The 19654-nt window shown below is 40.8% G+C and carries 19 protein-coding genes and 1 pseudogene; 13 read left to right on the top strand and 7 right to left on the bottom strand.

Going from position 1 to position 19654, the window contains the following annotated elements:
* Positions 1-273 precede the first annotated feature (273 nt).
* Positions 274-444 carry a hypothetical protein gene (locus NWP21_RS13280; RefSeq protein ID WP_280793070.1) on the bottom strand — a complete coding sequence of 57 codons (171 nt, stop codon included), beginning with the start codon at positions 442-444 and terminating at the stop codon, positions 274-276.
* Between the two features lie 236 nt (positions 445-680).
* Positions 681-2549, bottom strand: coding sequence for a tetratricopeptide repeat protein (locus tag NWP21_RS13275; RefSeq protein WP_280793069.1), 1869 nt, complete (start codon positions 2547-2549; stop codon positions 681-683).
* Positions 2550-2730: 181 nt separating this feature from the next.
* Here NWP21_RS13275 and NWP21_RS13270 point away from each other — a divergent pair, with 181 nt between their 5' ends.
* On the top strand, positions 2731-4014 hold the full coding sequence (locus tag NWP21_RS13270) for an ATP-binding protein (RefSeq protein ID WP_280793068.1): 1284 nt from the start codon (positions 2731-2733) through the stop codon (positions 4012-4014).
* Positions 4007-4618, top strand: a complete 612-nt coding sequence (locus NWP21_RS13265) for an RloB family protein (protein ID WP_280793067.1) — start codon at positions 4007-4009, stop codon at positions 4616-4618. Before NWP21_RS13270 ends, NWP21_RS13265 begins: the two co-directional genes overlap by 8 nt.
* Before the next feature lie 127 nt (positions 4619-4745).
* Here the strand turns inward: NWP21_RS13265 and NWP21_RS13260 are convergent, their stop codons facing one another.
* Complete coding sequence (locus tag NWP21_RS13260; RefSeq protein WP_280793066.1) at positions 4746-5981, bottom strand: LL-diaminopimelate aminotransferase; 1236 nt, start codon at positions 5979-5981, stop codon at positions 4746-4748.
* 241 nt (positions 5982-6222) lie between these two features.
* On the opposite strand from NWP21_RS13260, the gene NWP21_RS13255 reads away from it, so the two are divergent.
* Positions 6223-6495 (top strand): GlsB/YeaQ/YmgE family stress response membrane protein, encoded by a 273-nt coding sequence (locus NWP21_RS13255; RefSeq protein ID WP_271733921.1) that lies wholly within the window; start codon positions 6223-6225, stop codon positions 6493-6495.
* A gap of 14 nt (positions 6496-6509) precedes the next feature.
* A complete protein-coding gene (locus tag NWP21_RS13250) occupies positions 6510-6869 on the top strand; it encodes a pentapeptide repeat-containing protein (protein ID WP_271733922.1) in 360 nt (119 codons plus the stop codon).
* 68 nt (positions 6870-6937) lie between these two features.
* Here NWP21_RS13250 and dcd read toward each other — a convergent pair whose 3' ends face one another.
* Together dcd and NWP21_RS13240 are read right to left on the bottom strand one after the other, a co-directional pair.
* A complete protein-coding gene (gene dcd, locus NWP21_RS13245; RefSeq protein ID WP_271733923.1) occupies positions 6938-7519 on the bottom strand; it encodes a dCTP deaminase in 582 nt (193 codons plus the stop codon).
* Between the two features lie 86 nt (positions 7520-7605).
* The gene (locus NWP21_RS13240) at positions 7606-8142 is read right to left on the bottom strand and encodes a P-loop NTPase family protein (protein WP_271733924.1); all 537 of its coding nucleotides are present in this window, start codon (positions 8140-8142) and stop codon (positions 7606-7608) included.
* Between the two features lie 260 nt (positions 8143-8402).
* Between NWP21_RS13240 and rph the strand changes: the two genes are divergently transcribed.
* The 6 genes from rph (at position 8403) to NWP21_RS13210 (ending at position 15416) form a co-directional block, all read left to right on the top strand.
* Positions 8403-9146: a ribonuclease PH gene (rph, locus tag NWP21_RS13235; RefSeq protein WP_280793065.1), complete on the top strand. Its 744-nt coding sequence runs from the start codon at positions 8403-8405 to the stop codon at positions 9144-9146.
* Between the two features lie 186 nt (positions 9147-9332).
* The gene (pgl, locus tag NWP21_RS13230) at positions 9333-10055 is read left to right on the top strand and encodes a 6-phosphogluconolactonase (RefSeq protein ID WP_271733926.1); all 723 of its coding nucleotides are present in this window, start codon (positions 9333-9335) and stop codon (positions 10053-10055) included.
* Between the two features lie 213 nt (positions 10056-10268).
* Positions 10269-11030, top strand: coding sequence for an FHA domain-containing protein (locus tag NWP21_RS13225; protein ID WP_280793064.1), 762 nt, complete (start codon positions 10269-10271; stop codon positions 11028-11030).
* Positions 11031-11114: 84 nt separating this feature from the next.
* Positions 11115-11858, top strand: coding sequence for a M50 family metallopeptidase (locus NWP21_RS13220; protein WP_280793063.1), 744 nt, complete (start codon positions 11115-11117; stop codon positions 11856-11858).
* Between the two features lie 38 nt (positions 11859-11896).
* A complete protein-coding gene (locus NWP21_RS13215; protein ID WP_348519779.1) occupies positions 11897-13654 on the top strand; it encodes a protein kinase in 1758 nt (585 codons plus the stop codon).
* A 580-nt stretch (positions 13655-14234) separates the two neighbouring features.
* A complete protein-coding gene (locus tag NWP21_RS13210; RefSeq protein WP_280793062.1) occupies positions 14235-15416 on the top strand; it encodes a M20 family metallopeptidase in 1182 nt (393 codons plus the stop codon).
* 110 nt (positions 15417-15526) lie between these two features.
* On the opposite strand, the gene NWP21_RS13205 is transcribed toward NWP21_RS13210, so the two are convergent.
* Entirely contained in the window at positions 15527-16582 is a 1056-nt protein-coding gene (locus NWP21_RS13205) for a hemerythrin domain-containing protein (protein WP_271733931.1), read from the bottom strand.
* Positions 16583-17127: 545 nt separating this feature from the next.
* On the opposite strand from NWP21_RS13205, the gene NWP21_RS13200 reads away from it, so the two are divergent.
* The gene (locus NWP21_RS13200) at positions 17128-17676 is read left to right on the top strand and encodes a DUF2231 domain-containing protein (protein ID WP_271733932.1); all 549 of its coding nucleotides are present in this window, start codon (positions 17128-17130) and stop codon (positions 17674-17676) included.
* A gap of 185 nt (positions 17677-17861) precedes the next feature.
* Positions 17862-18089, top strand: coding sequence for a DUF167 domain-containing protein (locus NWP21_RS13195; protein WP_280793061.1), 228 nt, complete (start codon positions 17862-17864; stop codon positions 18087-18089).
* A gap of 42 nt (positions 18090-18131) precedes the next feature.
* Here the strand turns inward: NWP21_RS13195 and NWP21_RS13190 are convergent, their stop codons facing one another.
* On the bottom strand, positions 18132-18755 hold the full coding sequence (locus NWP21_RS13190; RefSeq protein ID WP_280793060.1) for a glutathione S-transferase family protein: 624 nt from the start codon (positions 18753-18755) through the stop codon (positions 18132-18134).
* A 226-nt stretch (positions 18756-18981) separates the two neighbouring features.
* Here NWP21_RS13190 and NWP21_RS13185 point away from each other — a divergent pair.
* Positions 18982-19611 (top strand): annotated as a pseudogene (locus NWP21_RS13185) (SOS response-associated peptidase).
* The last annotated feature ends 43 nt before the right edge of the window (positions 19612-19654 follow it).

The following is a 19654-nucleotide window of genomic DNA, read 5'->3' as shown; positions in this document are numbered from 1 at the left end:
TAATATTCAACTGTATAAATTTTATAGTATCTTGTTTGGGCTTTGGTGTCTATTCACAGAAATTTAAGAGAAAATAACAGGTCATCAACTAAATGACCTGGGGGTAATAGTATTTTATGGCGATAGCTTGGCCAAGTTCTGGATTATGGTATAATATCCAGAATAAAGGATTGGCGACAGGTTCGCTAACCAAGCTATCTACGTCTTAATTTCCTCCATGAATATTTCAGTAATCACTCAAATGAGGGAATACTTCATTTAATGAAGGCGAATTTAGTAACCCGTGGCAATGCGTCCAGATCCACGGTCGAAGTTAAGTCCAGTGTCATACATCATAAATTTACACTCAGGTAGGTGTTTAGTACTATTGTTTCCTAGGGAAATAGGCAGAGAGAAGATAGCAGCCTTCAAACCTACAAACAAGCGATAGGTGAAGCAGTGCATAATCTTAGGTCGGTAAGTTAATCGCAATTTCTACAAGCACAGGAAGTTTACGAAGAGAAGATTCCACAAAGCCTTGAATATACTCTAGCAAAATTATTGTTTAAGCAACAGTATTACCGGTCACATTAACATAATTTGAGAAAAAGAAACATAAAACTATACAATTTCGTACAGTTATTTTCTAAATATCTGGTAACAAAAATGTGGAGGTGCTGCATAGAAGTTTTATACGAAGATTAGAGACGCTCAAGCTGTGCGATCGCTTCGAGAATTGGTTGATAATACTCCATATTTCCTTCTTGATAATAGATATCAGCACATTTTTGAAAATCCCCAATTGCACCTTCATAGTCTTGTAGACGACGGCGGATATCAGCTCTGAGCATATAAGCTGAAGCCCAATAAGGTTGACGTTCTAAAGCTTGGTTTAAATCAGCCAACCCAGCGGTTAGGTCTCCCAACATAGAAAGGGCGCGACCTCGATTGTACCAGTCTTCCACTATACTAGACTCCATAGAAATAACTTGACTATAATCTTGTATTGCTCCTTGATAGTCCTCCAGAGCATAGCGAGCATTGGCGCGATAGCGAAGCCCATGTGCAAGCAGATCGCGGTAAAAAGCAGATAGAGGCTCCCTTTTGAGTGCTATGGCTGCGCCACGCAAGCTATTGGTGTAGTCTGCAACTGCACTCTCATAGTCTTGGAGCTTGTAACACACAGAGGCTCGATTGTAGTAAGCTTCTATCAAATCGGGATTGATTTCTAATGCTTGATTATAATCTGCTATGGCCTTATCTTCCTCGCCTAAAAGACGATAAGCATTACCCCGATTACAGTAAGCTTGGGAAAAGTTAGGAAGTAACTCTATGGCTTGAGTATTATCTGCAACTGCGGCGAAGAAATATTCCAAATTATGGTGAGCAATACCTCGACCATAATAAGCTGCAACTAAATCAGGAGTAATCTTTAATGCCGTGGTATAATCATCAATAGCCCCTTGATAATCTCCCCAACTAGACAAAGTTGTAGCACGATGGTAGTACCCTGTAGCCAAATGCGGCTCAAGTTGTATAAGTCGATTACTATCATCAACTGCTCCTTGAAAATCTCGCACAAGGCGACGTACATTCGCGCGCAAACCGTATACTAAAGCTAGAGTTGGGTTTTTTTGCAGTGCTTGGCTATAGTCCTCCAGGGCTTGGTGATAATCTCTTAAAGTTTCTCTAATCAGACCCAGTTCAGTGTATGCTTGCACATCATCAGGGTTCAACTTCAGTGCTTGGTTAAAGTCAGCAATTGCTTGCGTAAAATCTTCCAGGCGAGAATAAACAAGACCCCGATTGTAGTAAGCTTCAGCAAAGCCAGAGTCAATTTTCAAAGCCCGATTGTAATCCTCTATCGCGGCCTGATTTTCTCCCAGGGCATAGCGGGCATTACCTCGATTATGATAAGCTACAGCCAAATTGGCATCTATTTGTAAAGCCCGTTCATGGTCGGCGATCGCTTCAGCATACTTCCCTAAAATATAGTAGATATTACCTCTAGCGATGTGAGCGGCAGCAAAATCAGGATACCATTGTAAAGCTTGCTGCAAATCCGCAAGCGCTCCTTGATAATCACTGCGATGACAACGCTCTACACCCCGATTATGTAAAGCCTTAGCAACATCAAAGTGGATATCAGTAGCTAAGTCAGGATTTTTTTCTATCGCTTGTTGATAATCCGCGATCGCTTGGTTATAATTTTGTAAACCTAGGTAGGCATTACCCCGACCGTGGTATGACCCCGCAAAATTTGGCTCGATTTCTATAGCTTGCTCAAAATCGGCAATAGCACCCTCATAATCCCCTAAGAAGTAACGGGCATTACCACGATTGTAATATGCACCGGACAGAGTGGGATTGATTTCTATAACTTGATTAAAGTCGGCGATCGCCCCATAATAATCTTTGAGTTGACTGCTGAGAATCAGACCTCTATTGTGGTATGCCTCGGCCTGGCCTGGCTGAGTTGCAATAACTTGAGTATAATCTGCTATGGCTTCTAGATAGTCACCTTGCAAATGTTTATTGAATCCCTCTTGGAACAATTCGTCAGCATTCATCTCATTTCTCTGGGTGATTACGCTCCCGTCAATCATTGTAATCTAGAGGTACTTTCACATCAATTTATTCATGCTGACTTGCACCAGAGTATTTATACTCCCTCGTCTCAATCACCGTTATGCTTAAAATAGATACTTGTGAAAAAATCACAAATATGCCCTTTAGCAATAAAAATTGACTATGCTCATAGAGTTTAGTATTGGTAATTACAGATCATTCAAAGATAAAGTCACCTTTAGCATGAAGGCGGCTAATATTGTCGCCCAAGACACAAAAACTGATGAACACAATACTTTTGTTGTAGATGATCAACTGACATTACTTAAAAGTGCTGCCATTTATGGTGCTAATGCTAGCGGTAAAAGTAATCTAGCAAAAGCCATCAACTTTATGAAATGGTTTATGATTAACTCCTCTAAAGAAACTCAGAGTACGGAACCAATAAATGTGGAACCATTTGCACTTAGCACCGAAACTGAAACCCAACCATCTTTATTTGAAATTGTATTTATTTTAGATGATAAAATATATCGATATGGTTTTGCAGCTACTGAAAAAAATATTGTTTCAGAATGGTTATTTTATGTGCCTAAAAAAAGACAGACTCGGCTTTTTGAACGTAATTATCAACACTTCAATATATCTAAAAATTTTCAAGGAGAAGACATTCAATCAAAAACTAGAGAAAATGCACTGTTTATATCAGTAGCTGCTCAATTTAATGTTGAAACAGCTAAGAAAATCCTAGAGTGGATAACAAAAAAAATACAAATAATTTCCGGTTTAAATACTTATTCAAATTACACAGTTAAGTGTTTAGAAGCAGGTCATGATAATAGAGAAGAAATCATTCAATTAATCAAAAATCTAGATTTAGGTATCCGAGACATCAGGGTCACAGAAAGAGAGGTTACACTTAACCCTTTGTTAATACCAGAAGAACTATTAAAAGAAGTTAAGAGCGCAACTGTAAAAGCAACATCACGAACTATAATGACCATCCATCAAAAATTTGATCATCAAGGTAATTTTATATCTCTGGAGTCATTTGATTTAGACAATCAAGAATCGGAAGGAACGAAAAAAATATTTTCCATAGCGGGACTTTTAATAGATACCCTTAAAAAAGGTAATACTTTAATATTTGATGAATTTGATGCAAGACTTCATCCTTTGATGACTAAAGCAATTGTGGAAATGTTTAACTCTCAAGACACCAATTATAAGAATGCACAATTAATATTTATGACTCATGATACCAACCTTCTGAATAACAAACTATTTCGTAGAGATCAAATCTGGTTTACAGAAAAAAATAAATATGGCGCTACAGATTTATATTCCTTAGTGGAATATAAAATTAGGAATGACGCTTCATTTGAAAGTGACTACATTAAAGGAAAATATGGTGCTATTCCCTTTATTGGTAACTTGAGCCAGATCTGGGATGATAATAATGGCTAAAAAAAAGATGGAAGCCTCATCTAGTGGTTATTCTGAGAGAAGAGTTGGAACACGGAAATTACGAAAAAAATTTTTAATTGTCTGTGAGGGTGAAGAAACTGAACCAAACTACTTTAAATCTTTTCGTGTTCCGAAAGATGTAATTGATGTGCGAGGATTCGGCTATAATCCAAGTAACCTGGTAAAAAAAGCGCAAGAATTGAATACTGAAAATAAAGGAGAATATGACCAAGTTTGGTGTGTATTTGACCGAGATGATTCGCCAAAACAAGATTTTAACAATGCAATAGCAAATGCTGAAAGAGTAGGATTTAAAGTTGCTTATTCTAATGAAGCTTTTGAATTATGGTATGTTTTACATTTTGAATTTCTCGATACCGGAATTACCAGAGAAGATTATATTAAGAAATTAAAAACGCACCTGAAACAACAATATAAGAAAAATAGTAATCAAATTTATGAACAAATAGAACATTTACAAACTACTGCCATTAAAAATGCTGAAAATCTTCTCAAACAATATAATCCACCCAACCCAGAAAGTGATAATCCTTCTACAACAGTACATCTTCTAGTTAAAGAATTAAACCAATTCATCCCATAAAGCATAAAAATTTAACGCTAAACTTACACCTGGAAGTTTGCCTAATATATTCAAATATTTAACCCCATATTATTAATGTTAACCTGATCATATTTGATCTGGGGTGGGCAATGCCCACCACAAACTTTTACAGCTTAAACTTCTGAGTAATACGCTTCATAGCTTCCTCCACATTTTCCCGACTATTAAAAGCCGAAATGCGGAAATAACCCTCACCCGCAGCACCAAAACCAGAACCAGGGGTACCCACCACATTTACAGTATGTAGCAGCTTATCAAAAAAGTCCCAACTAGATAAATCATTGGGGGTCTTCACCCAAACATAAGGAGCATTGATCCCACCATATACAGCCAAACCTGCGCCAGAAAGTTGCTCACGAATAATTTTGGCATTTTCTAGGTAAAAACTTACCAATGCCTGAATCTGTGCTTGTCCTGCTTGAGAGTATACAGCTTCAGCACCCCGTTGGATGATGTAGGAAACCCCATTAAACTTAGTGGATTGGCGACGGTTCCACAACTTCCACAATTCCACATCCGAACCATCAGCAGCTTTAGCGGTTAGAGTCTTGGGTACAACAGTTAACGCGCAACGGGTTCCTGTAAAACCTGCATTCTTAGAGAAAGAACGAAACTCAATAGCACATTCCCTTGCGCCTTCAATTTCATATATTGAGTGAGGAATGGTCGGATCAGTGATATAAGCTTCGTAAGCAGCATCAAAGAAAATAATTGAGTTATGGGCCCTCGCATAGTCTACCCATGCTTGGAGATGTTCCTTGGTCGCAGTTGCGCCAGTAGGATTATTGGGGAAACACAGATAAATTAAATCGACTTTCTGGGAGGGAATCTCAGCTGTGAAGTTATTTTCAGCCGAAATCGGCAGATACACTAAACCCGCAAATTCCCCTTGATCATTAGCTTCCCCGGTATTACCAGCCATAACATTAGTGTCCACATAGACGGGGTATACAGGGTCTGTAACTGCAATAATGTTATTTTTGCCAAAAATGTCGAGAATGTTGCCTGTATCGCACTTAGAACCATCAGAGATAAAGATTTCTGAGGCATCTATATCAGCTCCTCTGGCTTGAAAATCTTGAGCGGCAATCTTTTCTCGCAGCCAAGCATAACCTTGTTCCGGACCATAGCCTTTAAAAGTAGTGCGATCGCCCATTTCTGCCACAGCTGCGATCATAGCCGTGCGACAGGCTTCTGGTAGAGGTTCAGTAACATCACCAATACCCAAGCGGATAATTTTCGCATCAGGATTTGCTTGAGCAAAGGTATTCACCCGCCGAGCAATTTCGGGAAACAAGTAACCAGCTTTCAGCTTCAGATAGTTGTCGTTAATTGTTGCCATAGTAAAGTTTAAACAATTAGCCTAGATAAAATAGCTTATCTGTTTTTTTGTAAAGCTGCGCCAAAATCTCTCTAGGTCTCATCTGGTTGTTTTACCCAAACAGGTATAGACCAAAAGAAGTGCTACTCAAGCAAATACTCTCTTGAAGCTCTCAATAATTAGTTCTGATGACAGATTTAATGCCCAGGGTTGAATTGTTAACCTATGTCTGTAAGTAATAATAGTTACTAAATTAATAATCATGAACATTCTTGCTTGGATTGCTTTAGGTCTAATTGCTGGAGCTATTGCTAAAGCGATTTACCCGGGACATCAAGGTGGCGGCATTTTAGGAACAATTTTACTGGGTATTATCGGTGCTTTTATTGGTGGTAGCCTTGGTATATTCTTTGCCACAGGTAGATTTGCTCTAGCGGCTCCTACTCTTAGTGCTGCAGGCATTATCTTAGCAATAATTGGCTCAATTATTGCTATTTTATTGTGGAACTTGTTAACTTCTCGCCGTGCTGCATAAGTATTGAGGTACATATGGACGTAGATAATTTTCTGCGACGTTACGCTGCAGGAGAACGAGATTTTACACAGGTAGATTTAAGCAGGGCTAATTTAGGTGGATTAATCTTAAATCAAGTTGATCTTAGCGGTGCCAATCTCAGTAAAGCCAATCTGCATAAAGCACATCTAGAAGCCGCAAATCTGAGTAATGCCGATTTGAGTACAACCTATCTGACATCTGCAAATTTAGAAGGCGCTAACTTGGAAGGAGCCAACCTGCACAAAGCCGATTTAGATCGTGCTAATTTAAGAGCAGCAAATTTGACCAACGCCAACCTGGAAGGAGCGAATTTTCGTAATGCTATCCTTCCGGATGGCACTATCTCCGACTAAATATTAAATATTACTCAATTTTGATTCCTGCTCAAAAATTCACAATTTTTGAGCGGTAATTGTGGAAACTAAACCTTGGCAATGGTTACAGTTTGGGCTTGATTTTGATACTTACCAAAGCGTTCCGCGTAGGTTGTTTGACATGGTTCACCTTCCAAAAATAGGAGCTGCAACACGCCCTCATTAGCGTAGATGCGACAGTCAGCACTAGAAGCATTGCTAAATTCCAGAGTTAAGAAACCTTCCCAGGAGGCTTCAGCGGGAGTGATATTAGCAATAATCCCGCAACGCGCCATAGTTGATTTTCCGATACAAATAACTGTGATGTTCGGAGGAATGCGCAATCTTTCCAGGGATACACCCAAGGCGTAAGAGTTGGCGGGAATAATAAAAAATGATCCATCTTCATCGGTTTGTAGTGGAATCGATTCTAGGTTCTCAGGATTAAACCGCTTAGGATTAACAATAGTACCTGGAATGTGTCTAAAAATCCGAAAATCTGTGGGAGCCAATCTTAAATCATAGCCATAGCTAGACAAGCCATAACTAATGACTCGCCTATCTTCAACCTGGCGCACTAGAGAATTTTCAAATGGAGAAATCATTCCTAGTTTGGCTTGTTCGATAATCCATTTATCATTTTTTAGCACGTTTGACCTCTGTGTAAATAAATCTACAAACATCAACAATCATTTCGCTTACCTCTTGGATGCGTGGATAAGCCTGGGGTATGAGGTTAAGGTCGATGACTACGACGGATTTCGGTAATTTGGTCTGCTACATCTAACAGGGATTTTGGCATCTCTGTTCCTGTAAGGATAATATCAACATGAGCCGGGCGTTGTGCGAGAAATTGTAAAACCTCGGTTTCGGGAATTAAGCCAAAATTAATTGCTAAACTTAATTCATCTAAAACCACAAGAGAATATTTACCCGCACTTACTATTTTTTGCGTATATTGCCACAACTTTTGTAAAGCTTCCCCTTCCGCAAGGTCTAGATGGGGTGTGTCGATACAGCGGGGGACATCACAGCGAATCCAATCTAAATTTTGCCCTAATTGAATGGGGCGCTCTTGACCTTGACGAATACCACCTTTGAGAAATTGTACTACTAATACTGGTGTACCTTGACCTGCGATTCTCAAGGCTTGGGCTATGACACTAGTAAAAAAAATACGTTTTTTACTAGTAAAAACTTGCACTAATCCTGCCACTGGATAGGGTAAGCTCAGGGTTGAACTGGCGCTGGGAGTTTCTAATTGGGCAATCATAAATCAGTTAAAAAAATAGCAAAGAATTAGAAAATTTTACACACATTAGTAAAATCTACTGGGATAATTATAGTAATTACTAGAAAAAAAAGGACTGGGATGAGTTCGATTTCTTCTGTGTTTATACAAAGTTAAAACTCCTATCAACGCACTAAAATATAACAGATTTTGACCATGAAAGATTGTATCTGCTAATCTGATAGCTTGCGGGGCGTAGCCATAGGCAGTATAGTCTGTATAAAATTTCTGAGGTAATTCTCATGGTTTGGCAACGCCCCGATGGTCGACAACCCTATCAAGTCCGTCCTATCAGTTTTCATGGGGGTTTTACCCGCTTTGCTCCCGGTTCAGTCCTCACAAAATTTGGAGACACTCAGGTACTGTGTACGGTCAGTGTGAGTGAAGGTGTGCCTAAGTTTTTAGCGGGAACTGGCAAAGGTTGGTTGACATCAGAGTATAGAATGTTGCCTTCTGCTACGCAAGAACGGCAATCTCGGGAATTGTTGAAATTGTCTGGACGAACTCAGGAAATTCAACGTTTAATTGGACGTAGCCTACGAGGAGCAATTGATTTTGAGGCCTTGGGAGAAAGAACCCTGACTGTGGATGCTGATGTCTTACAAGCCGATGCTGGAACTAGAACAGCAGCGATTACAGGGGGGTTTGTGGCTTTAGCTCATGCAGTTTCTCAATTGTTGCAGCAAGGTGTATTAGAGCGATCGCCTTTATCTGGACAAGTAGCAGCAATATCCGTGGGTTTATTGCAAGGCGAGCCATATTTAGATTTAAACTATATTGAGGATGTGGCAGCAACAGTAGATTTTAATGTGGTTATGAACCAAGATCTGGGTATAATTGAGATTCAGGGCACAGCAGAAGAAGGCAGTTATAGTCGGACTCAGTTAAATCACCTACTAGATTTTGCGGAAAAAGGCATTCAGCAACTGTTAATATTGCAGAGAGAGGCCATCTCAGACTGGGATAAACTGTTACCAGTCAACTAAAGATGTAATTAACAGCCTGTGTATAAAGTGATCAGCCTTTGTCCCTGTACAGCTTAAGTAGCCCATCCCATGGCAAATGGGAAATTCCGTGGGAATTCCTTAAAAGTTTGAAAAGTTAAAAAGGGCAATGGTCATAAATTAGTTATGGTATTGCACAGAAGTGGGCGATATTATGATGATTAAACTATGAATAACAAGGTTGAAGTTCTTCCGGGTATTTCCGACTTAGTGGCGCGATCGCTAGACTTGATTCTATCCAAGTTGTCAACCGCCATTAAGGAACGCGGACAATTTACCATCGCCCTAGCTGGTGGTAGTACACCGAAGCCATTGTACGAAGCGATAGCTAGTCAAAAACTCCCTTGGGATAAAATTCATGTCTTTTGGGGAGACGAACGTTATGTACCCCCAGATCATCCTGATAGCAATGAACTGATGGCGCGGCGTGCGTGGTTAGATCATGTTGATATCCCTGCCACTAATATTCACGCTATACCCACTTTAGACGGAGATCCAGCCCTATCAGCCACCAAACATGAACAGCATCTGCGAGAATTTTTCCATTCTCCCGCCAACGAGTTTCCCGCTTTAGATGTGATATTACTAGGAATGGGTGATGATGCACATACCGCTTCTTTGTTTCCCCAGACTGCGGCTTTAAAAGTCCATGACCGCTTGATTACAGTGGGCAACAAAGACGGAAACCCCCGCATAACCTTCACATACCCATTTATTAACGCTGCTCGCAGTGTGATTTTTATGGTTGCTGGTGCTAATAAACGACCAGCTCTAGCTCAAGTCTTCGCCCCTGTGGCTGATGATTTTACTTATCCATCCCGCTTGATTAAACCCCAAGGCGAACTGTGGTGGTTGCTGGATGCAGCAGCAGGTATGGCTCTACCACGCTAGCTATGAGAACTCCCAGATTGACTTTCCCATCAGGAGTAATGATTACCATCACAAGCTAGAGTTTTTTCCTGAGCGAATCTCTAATCGCCGGGAGATTCAGGCTTGTTCCTGGCCGCTTTTCTGTGTGACACTGTTCCAGAATTTTGGTGTCTACAGTGTTTTGTATGTTTACGAAGAGTATCTTACGATGATCTTGAACAAGGACCTAAATCGATGATCGTCTGTCCTAATTGCAATCACCCCAATCCAGACGGCGCTGTCCAGTGTGAAGCCTGTTATACGCCGTTACCAACCATTGGTCACTGTCCCAACTGTGGCGCAACTGTCCAGGCTGATGCTGCTTTCTGCGGTCAATGCGGTTATAACCTGCATTCTAATGGAGCAGCTACCCCCGCATCTGTGGCAATTCCCAACATCCCAGTAGAAGTACCGCAGTTAGTACAGCCTGATCCCCCTTTAGAAGTTTCACAACCTGATGCTTTGGGAACTAACCCAGACCCCAACACCAATCAGCCGGTTATTTCACCCCTACCACCAACGATAATTTCAACAGCTGTACCCGAACCCGCACCCGTGGTACCCGAACCCGCACACGTGGTACCCGCACCCGCACCCGTGCCATACCCTTCTATGACGCAACTACAGCAGGTAACTGCACGGTTATTCCACGTCCAGAGCGATCGCGAAATTGAATTACCACAAGGTCTATCTGTGATTCATATCGGCAAACCCAATGACCGGATTCCCCCAGATATTGATGTTTCGGGATTTTCCAATTCGGAAATTGTCTCGCGGATACATGCAGATATTCGCGTTGAGGGAGATTTTCACTACATAGAAGATGTGGGAAGTTCTAATGGGACTTACATTAATAACTCGCCCTTATTACCCGGTAACCGACACCGCCTCAGACCAGGCGATCGCATCAGTCTGGGTAAGGGAGATTTAGTCACGTTTCTATTTCAACTTGCCTAACTGATTTTTGCCATCCGAGAACAGTTCTCGGATGAGTAAATTATCCACTTCAAACCAGGGACGGATGTTTACCAAAATTTACCTATGAAGGAACCAGGAAAAGATTTTTTACCAAAGCTGACACGCGTTGCTCCGCCCGTAGTAGAACCTATGGGACTAACTTGGCTAATTTCAGCAGCCATAGTGACTATCCTGTTATGGCAAGTTCCGGCAGGTGATTATATTTTATACCCTTTTAGTATCCTGGCAACTTGGTTCCACGAAATGGGTCACGGATTGATGGCTATGCTGTTGGGAGGACGGTTTCATCAATTACAAATTTTTAGTAATGGTTCCGGCGTTGCTAGTTATAGCATCTCCCAAGCTCTATCGCCAATTGGACCGGCTTTAGTCGCCGCCGCCGGTCCCATGGGTCCACCTATTGCCGGTGCTGGTTTGATTCTGGCTTCCCGTAATTTTACCACTGCTTCCCTGAGCTTAAAGATACTGAGTAGCGTTCTGTTACTTTCCACATTACTTTGGGTGGGTTCTGGGTTTGGATTGCTGGCGGTTCCCATATTGGGTGTAATTATTCTGGGAATATCCCTGAAAGCTCCCCAGTGGGTACAGGGATTTGCTATTCAATTTCTGGGTGTACAAGCTTGTGTCAGTACGTACCACCAACTGAATTATTTATTTAGCTACAGTGCCGGATCATTAGGAATTTCTGATACGGGACAAATGCAAAGGTATCTACTTTTACCTTACTGGTTTTGGGGCGGGTTGATGGCGATCGCATCTCTGGTGATTCTATTCCAAAGCCTGCGCATTGCCTATCGTGGGCAGTAATGGGTTAAAATCAATTCAGTCTCTGTATTATAGCAAATGTGCCCGACATCACTAAGAATGCGGTTCACTGCATAAATCCTGAATGTAAACGTCCTTATCCTCAACCTTGGGGCAATAAGTTTTGTAACAGTTGTGGCACATTGCTACGGATGTTAGACCGTTATGTGCCTCTGCAACCCTTGGGCGCGGGAGGATTCGCGCAAATTTACACAGTTTGGGATCAGAAGACCCAGACGGAAAAAGTACTCAAAGTTTTGGTAGAAAATTCACCAAAAGCACTGGAATTGTTTAGACAAGAGGCCGAGGTTTTAATTAAGTTGCGGCATCCGGGTATTCCCAGGGTAGAATCTGATGGTTATTTTCAAGTCAATGTACCCAATTCTAAACCGCGTCAACTAGCTTGTCTGGTGATGGAAAAAATTAACGGCTCGACTCTCGAAGAGATCCTGCAAAATCATCCTCAAGGATGTCCAGAGGATCGGGTGTTAACTTGGCTGTCTGAGGCTATAAATATTTTACAGGAACTGCACAAACTCAAGATTATTCATCGCGACATCAAACCTTCTAATTTGATGTTACGAACTTCCTCCCCCACTGTTACCCTGACTCCGGGGGGAAGCAAGGAAGAACTGGTATTGATTGATTTCGGCGGGGTCAAACAATTTAACACCGCTAAGGTACGTCGAGAGTCCAGTTCAACTAAGTTATATTCTTCTGGTTACAGTCCCCCAGAACAGGTGACCGGTAGTAATATTAGTCCTGGGGCTGATTTTTATGCCCTTGGTCAGACGATGATTGAATTACTTACGGGTAAGCATCCGCTGGAATTACGAGATCCTCAAACTGGTGTGCTGCGGTGGCGAGATCAGATAAAAGTTAATCCGCAACTGGCAGATTTACTAGATGAAATGGTACTAGAAGATGTGCGATCGCGTCCAGGAAATGCAGGAATTATTCAGAAAAGATTAAATAAGATTATCCACCAATCTTCCGGGACTAGCTTATTTTCCCACATCAAGGAATCTGTGGAGCAAGGAGCAGCAAAACTTGCCGCTAAGTTTATACTTTTAATACAGGCCATTAAGAATCTATTCAATCATCTCACCAATGCCATAGGTAAAACAATTGTTTTGATAGCGCAAGCAATTCTCAAGGTTTTACAAGCTTGTGGGGCGACAATTTGGGCTATGCTACTAACTAGCCTTGGCACTTGCCTAGGTACGATTATTGGTTTCTTTGTAGCTGATCGTACGGTATTAGGCGAGGAAGTTTCAGAATATATTTTGCGTCAGCTACCGGAATTAGTAACTAATACTCAAGCTATGGTAGCCACAGAAATGATAGTGTTTGTTGGCGCCGGTTGGGGAACCGCATGGGGACTAACCATCTCGGGATGTTTTGGTCAACGAAAACGGTTTTTAGTAGCATCGCTCATGGGTATGATCAGCTATGGGTTTAGTTGGTTAGTTTGGCAATTCATCACACCCAAAGATAGCGGTGAAGGACTATTGACAGTAATTTTAGTTGCGGTTTTTCTATTGACCTTGAGTATAGACTTTCGCAGCCATCACATAGTTCATGCTGTGGTGGCTACATTGGGTACTGCAATTGTCTTTGCACTGTTAATTATTTTTGGTTTCCCAACTACTGTTTTTGAATTTTCTGGTCAGTCCATCTTTTTAACATCATACCTGCCCATTGTTTTTTTGAGTTTGGTAGGTCTGTTAATGAGCTTTTGGTTAGGGGTGAGTTATTACCTGATTGTCCCCGGTTTGCGCTGGTTGGGGTGGCGTTAACGGGGTGGGGTAGAGATGGGATTTTGCCCACGCCTAAAACAAGATACCCCTAGCCGAAACGAAAAGAAAGCCAGGGGTATCACATATGTGGTACTCTATAAGGATTTCAGTATAGTGCCTTAGATTGACATACTCACCGATCTTGAATATCAGTGATTCTTGACAGTTCACAGTAACTCGCTGCCGAAGCAGTCTTATAGTCACTCCCTGTCCATTTAAAGTCGTGCCGATGCCCCAAGCCGACTATTGCATTTTAGCTTTTTGTTGTTTTTTAGGCAAGTTTTTTTCCAAGAATCAAAAAAGCCGTCGTAGAACAACGGGGTTTTAAACCCATTTTTTCGATAACTATTTTAAAGCCTAAATCCAATTTTGTATAGTCCTTGAAGTAAATTTCTCAGATTTTTATAGTTTCTTGATCAATAGGTTACATTTGTGTTCTAGTGAAAATTAGTATATTTAATGACAGTTTAATCCTCATGTTAGACAACCCTATCCTCACATTGTAGCTGTAGAGGAAAAGCATTTTGTTCGGGAACACTTCTCTATGATGGAAACAAAGCCTGTCACATAAAATAGAGTAATGCTAACCCGTATTAAAGACTTAGTCGCAACATTAGCGCCCCGCTTAATTGAAATTCGTCGCCATATCCACTCTCACCCAGAACTCAGCGGTCAGGAATACCAAACATCTGCCTTTGTGGCTGGTGTGTTGTCTTCTAGTGGTCTCCATGTAGAGGAGGGAATTGGTAAAACTGGGGTGATGGGAGAACTTCAAAATACTGGGATAGATGAGCGTTTATTGGCAATTCGTACTGATATGGATGCTTTGCCAATTCAAGAACGGACAAATTTAGATTATGCTTCCCGTGTACAAGGTGTGATGCACGCTTGCGGTCATGATGTTCATACCACAGTGGGTTTAGGAACAGCAATGGTGCTTTCCGAAATAGCCGAGGAATTGGGCGCTAAGGTGCGGTTTTTATTTCAGCCTGCTGAGGAAATCGCTCAAGGCGCAACCTGGATGGTCAAGGACGGCGCAATGTCCCAGGTCACAGCTATATTAGGTGTTCATGTTTTCCCCTCTATCCCCGCAGGATCTATTGGTGTACGCTACGGTGCGTTGACCGCTGCGGCTGATGATTTAGAAATTATCATTATGGGAGAATCTGGCCATGGGGCGCGTCCCCATGAAGCCATTGATGCAATTTGGATTGCTTCACAGGTGATTACTGCGTTACAACAAGCTATTAGCCGCACACAGAATCCTCTACGTCCTGTGGTTTTGAGTATAGGGAAAATTACGGGGGGGAGAGCGCCAAATGTGATTGCTGACCAAGTACAGTTGTTGGGAACAGTGCGATCGCTACATCCGGAAACCCGGAGTCAACTCCCCAACTGGATTGAAAATATTGTGGCGAATGTCTGCCATTCTTTTGGGGCGCGTTATCAAGTTAATTATCGTCAAGGTGTCCCTAGTGTGCAGAATGATTATGCCATTACCCAATTGTTGCAATCTTCAGCTGAGGAAGCCTGGAGTAGCGATCGCGTCCAAGTTTTACCTGAGCCTTCTCTAGGTGCTGAAGACTTCTCTGTCTATTTAGAACACGCTCCCGGTTCGATGTTTCGCTTAGGTGTAGGCTACAAAGATAGAATTATTAATCACCCACTACACCATCCAGAATTTGAAGTCGATGAATCAGCGATTATCACCGGGGTTGTAACGATGGCTTATGCTGCTTATAAGTATTGTCAAAAAAGATAAAACTGCAACAAAAACAGCCTGTACCCGGACATACCCCAACATAGTAAAACCCACGCAAGTGGGTTTCAAATCCTTTTAATCACCTTCATCAATGAATGAGGGCGACTTAGCTAAACATTCGCTCCGGTTGTACTACCCCCCAATCTTGCTTGAATTTTGCTTTTAGCGGCTTTAAATTGTGTCGCCAGTTGCTCAGTTTGTTCAGTACTCAAGTTATTACGAATAGCAGCAAACATTGTGGTTTCTTCTTGACGAATATGATCGCCGACAATATCCATCAAATTTCTGACTCTATCTTTAAATTCCGCATCTGAGGGATTAATAGCGCGGATTTCTTCTAACAGCCGTTTTATGTGAGCATGTTCATCATAAAGTTCTTGGGTGTCGGAGTCACCATAGAAAGAACGTACTCTGGGGTAAACAACTTCCTGTTCAGCTTCGGTATGAGTCGTCAGGTCTTTGTAAGCTTGACCAAAATACTCCTGAATCTTTTGGGGATCGTTGCTTTGTAGTAATTCTGTAAACAGGATATTCACCTTATTGTGATCCATGCGGATAACATCCTGGATATTCATATCTTTTTTGTCACTGGTTTGGGTAACCGCGCTACCTACCGCACCACTAAAGGCTGCGATCGCATCTTGAACTCGTCCCCAAATCCCTTGATCTGCATTTTGTCCAGTCAGTTCACGCACACCTAAAACCTCTAAAAAACCTTTGAGTTGTTCTTGGTGAGCGCGGTTTTCAAAGTTAACCGTATTCAAAGGGCTAATGGCGGCCATGACATCAGCACCAACCTTTTGAGCCGCCTTGTGAATCAGTACACCACACATTACCTGTTGATGTTTTAATAATTCATGTTGAAATATTTTTTCATAAAAACTCAATTGAGATCCCTGCATTAATTCCCGGACTTGATTACACATTTCTTGAACCATTGGTTCTGGTTCTTTTCGGATGCCATACTGAATAATTGTAGTTTCCAGAACCCCTTGATTTTTCTGGTCATCTTCTAGCATCTTCCGGAGACGTTCAGATATTTCCACATCTGTTGATTGCGTCAAAAACAGTTGCTCATTTTCTATAAGCAACTGTTGAATTAGTTGCATACTTGCCAATTTTATGCCGATAGCATTTCGTTTGGTATCATCTAATGTCGTTACCATCTCCAGTTCTCCTCTGAAATTATTTCGTATTATTACTCTGTCTAAGAGTGACATATAATTTATGTAAGTTACATCTTTCTTTTGAATGATCGCCTTCACAACTCAAGATATAAAAATCAGATATAGTCATCCTATTTGACTTGAGAAATTATGATTGAGGAAAGGGAACAGGGAACAGGGAACAGGGAACAGAAATTGTTCATGAATCATTTAGGATTGCTATATATATACAAAAAGATTAGAATTATACTTGGGGAAATATAACTGTATAGCTGTAAATACCCCACGAGGAAGATAAAAATTTTTGGCAAATTTTATAAATTGACTCAAGGATACTGAAATAGATTTTCTCCAATAATACTAGAGCATCCTAATGGATAGGTATATTCAGACATTTAACCAAGCCAGAGAATTAATTTTGATGTTGGGGATGAAGTTATTTTCATAACTTCTCACTCAATAAACATCAAATCCGAGAAATTAACCTTACATATAGCGGCTCATATTCAACAAATTTCTTTTAGCTAAAAATAGGATAATAAATCATGGAAAGTACAGGAACAGAATCCAATTCCACACCATTTCCAAATATCCCACCAATTATTGAAAGCGACAACAGAGAGTATCAAGATAGCGGTGTACCTAGCACAGTGGCGATCGCTGGACATCCTTTACACCCCCTAACAATGATTTTTCCCATAGCCTTTTTAGCTGGCGGACTGGGGAGTGACTTCGCCTATTGGTTAACTAAGGATTTTTTCTGGGCCAGAGCGTCACTATGGTTAATTGGACTCGGACTTATAGGAGGACTCATCGCCGCCATCACAGGGATGAGTGACTTTTTGAAAATTGAACGTGTTCGCAAGCGCACCGCCGGCTGGATGCACTTATTTCTTAATGTCACTATTTTAGCGTTAACATCCATCAACTTAATTTTACGTCTGGGCGATGCTGAAGCCCGAATATTACCTTGGGGATTCTTCCTGTCCCTAGTTGTGGGTACGCTCACAAGTATCACTGGTTGGTTTGGGGCTGAACTTTCCTATCGGCACAAAATTGGTGTAGTAGGTGCTGGTAGCAGAAGATATCCCTAGTTCTTTGTGATGGAGGGTTAATAACTAATCCTCCTCACACTTCTGGGTCTAAATACAGAGAGATTCTGAATTCAATCACTCCTCAAGGTTTGTCAGCTCTCATCTTGGCTATTTTGCTCGCCATCAGGAAACAGGACTTGTAACTATATATTATAAATAGGATATATAACTAACAATAATGGGATATGCAAAGAAGAGTTAAAGTTAAACCTAATTGTAAACAACAAAAAATTGAAGAACAAAGTGACGGGAGTTTGACTGTCAAATTAAAGTCACCCCCAGTAGATGGTAAAGCAAATGAGGAATTAATTAAACTCTTAGCGGAAAAGTTTAAGGTATCAAAATCTCGGATTAGTATTAAATCTGGTTTATCCTCTCGGCAAAAGCTGATTGAAATTGATACAGATAATTAATTGCTTTATTGTTATATCTAGTACAATCTACCAGTGAGTTTTCTATTCAATATTGATATCTTGTGTAATGGGAATATATCTAGATTGAGATTTTACTCGTTTGATCCACGCTTTGATACCGGGGAAATTTGTCAAATCAAAACCTCCTTCATGTGCCACATGAGTATAAGCAAACAAGGCAATGTCGGCAATTGTATAACGATCGCTCACAAAAAACTCATGAGTCATCAAATGATTTTCCATAACCTTTAGTGCTGCATACCCAGGGTCACGTTGTTGTTCTATAGCTGTGCGATATTCCTCAGGTTTACCTAAAATAGAGAGCCAAAATCTTGATTTAGCGATAAAAGGTTGATGACTAGATTGTTCAAAAAATAACCATTGCAATACTTGTGCTCTGAAAAAGCGATCATATGGTAAAAATTCTGTACCTTCACTCAAATACATTAATATAGCATTTGATTCTGCCAAATACTTACCAGTATCAATTTCTAAAACTGGTATTTTCCCGTTAGGATTCTTACTTAAAAATTCCGGTGTGCGAGACTCTCCTTTCAAAATGTCAATGGTTACTGTCTCAAATGGCATACCCATTTGTGTTAATAAAAGTCGCACTTTGTAGCTATTACCAGATGGTAAGAAATCATACAGTTTGAGAATTTTCATGTGAATAAGAATATAACAATCAATATCAAAATAAGTGATGCACTAAAATACAATATATTACGAAACAAAGTTGGAAAAACAGGATATATATTGTGAATATGCAGCATATTCACATCTGATTAAATTATATAAAAAAACCACAAATAACAGAAATGATAGTATTATTTAATGCTGGTGTTTAAAATTGCGATTTTATTCAGTGGAGTAAGATAAAACTATCTAGGGAATATTTACTTTAAATCAGTCATCAGCGGCTTTAATTTCGTGATTTCGGTTAGATAAAATTCGAGATTTAGTTGCTCAATATAACATTGCAGTTACGCAAAAAGTGGCAACTGTACTAAATAATCCTGAAACTCACAAGCGTGAATTGCAGCAGTTAAATGGGGGCTGAATATCTGCTTGGGCGAAAATTCACCAAAGGGGTGTGAAGCTTATCAATGCTAGGGTAGAAAAAGTTGAGGAAAAACCAGGGTAAGCTCAGTATTCAAGCACCGAGCCTTGGCTGGTTTCTGGGAAGTATGGCAACCTCCACAGGAGAACTGCCAAGGCGAGTAAATTAAATCTTGTACAATTTAAACAACGGCAGGTAATGAATTAGTCCAACCAATTCATCATCGTATGCCGGTTATTTTGGCTCCACAAGATGACGATTTGTGCTTAAATCCCCAAATGGCAACACCGCCAAACACTACAGCAGCTATTGTGTCCATATCAAGTTCAAGTAATGACTGGCTACCCAGTTAATAGCTTGGTGAACAATTCTCGACATAATTATGCTGAGTGTATCATTCCTGTGAGTGAAGATCACCCACTTCCTGAGAATAGCTGTTCACAGTCCTTGAGCCGGACTTAGGGAAGGCGAAGTCTGTGGGTGCTTCACGCCAATTGCTGTATAA

The organism is Anabaenopsis sp. FSS-46 (genome assembly GCF_029891665.1).
Classification (GTDB): domain Bacteria; phylum Cyanobacteriota; class Cyanobacteriia; order Cyanobacteriales; family Nostocaceae; genus Anabaenopsis; species Anabaenopsis arnoldii.
The sequence above is the reverse complement of the archived record's forward strand: the minus strand, read 5'-3'. Positions and strand labels throughout refer to the sequence as shown.

Coding starts and splice junctions, on each gene's coding strand:
- NWP21_RS13220 (WP_280793063.1), top strand. CDS start 11,115: ATGAAGGAACCAGGAAAAGATTTTTTACCAAAGCTGACACGCGTTGCT.
- NWP21_RS13270 (WP_280793068.1), top strand. CDS start 2,731: ATGCTCATAGAGTTTAGTATTGGTAATTACAGATCATTCAAAGATAAA.
- rph (WP_280793065.1), top strand. CDS start 8,403: ATGGTTTGGCAACGCCCCGATGGTCGACAACCCTATCAAGTCCGTCCT.
- NWP21_RS13195 (WP_280793061.1), top strand. CDS start 17,862: ATGCAAAGAAGAGTTAAAGTTAAACCTAATTGTAAACAACAAAAAATT.
- NWP21_RS13280 (WP_280793070.1), bottom strand. CDS start 444: ATGCACTGCTTCACCTATCGCTTGTTTGTAGGTTTGAAGGCTGCTATC.
- NWP21_RS13265 (WP_280793067.1), top strand. CDS start 4,007: ATGGCTAAAAAAAAGATGGAAGCCTCATCTAGTGGTTATTCTGAGAGA.
- NWP21_RS13250 (WP_271733922.1), top strand. CDS start 6,510: ATGGACGTAGATAATTTTCTGCGACGTTACGCTGCAGGAGAACGAGAT.
- pgl (WP_271733926.1), top strand. CDS start 9,333: ATGAATAACAAGGTTGAAGTTCTTCCGGGTATTTCCGACTTAGTGGCG.
- NWP21_RS13260 (WP_280793066.1), bottom strand. CDS start 5,981: ATGGCAACAATTAACGACAACTATCTGAAGCTGAAAGCTGGTTACTTG.
- NWP21_RS13225 (WP_280793064.1), top strand. CDS start 10,269: ATGATCGTCTGTCCTAATTGCAATCACCCCAATCCAGACGGCGCTGTC.
- NWP21_RS13275 (WP_280793069.1), bottom strand. CDS start 2,549: ATGAATGCTGACGAATTGTTCCAAGAGGGATTCAATAAACATTTGCAA.
- NWP21_RS13205 (WP_271733931.1), bottom strand. CDS start 16,582: ATGGTAACGACATTAGATGATACCAAACGAAATGCTATCGGCATAAAA.
- NWP21_RS13240 (WP_271733924.1), bottom strand. CDS start 8,142: ATGATTGCCCAATTAGAAACTCCCAGCGCCAGTTCAACCCTGAGCTTA.
- NWP21_RS13200 (WP_271733932.1), top strand. CDS start 17,128: ATGGAAAGTACAGGAACAGAATCCAATTCCACACCATTTCCAAATATC.
- NWP21_RS13190 (WP_280793060.1), bottom strand. CDS start 18,755: ATGAAAATTCTCAAACTGTATGATTTCTTACCATCTGGTAATAGCTAC.
- NWP21_RS13210 (WP_280793062.1), top strand. CDS start 14,235: ATGCTAACCCGTATTAAAGACTTAGTCGCAACATTAGCGCCCCGCTTA.
- NWP21_RS13255 (WP_271733921.1), top strand. CDS start 6,223: ATGAACATTCTTGCTTGGATTGCTTTAGGTCTAATTGCTGGAGCTATT.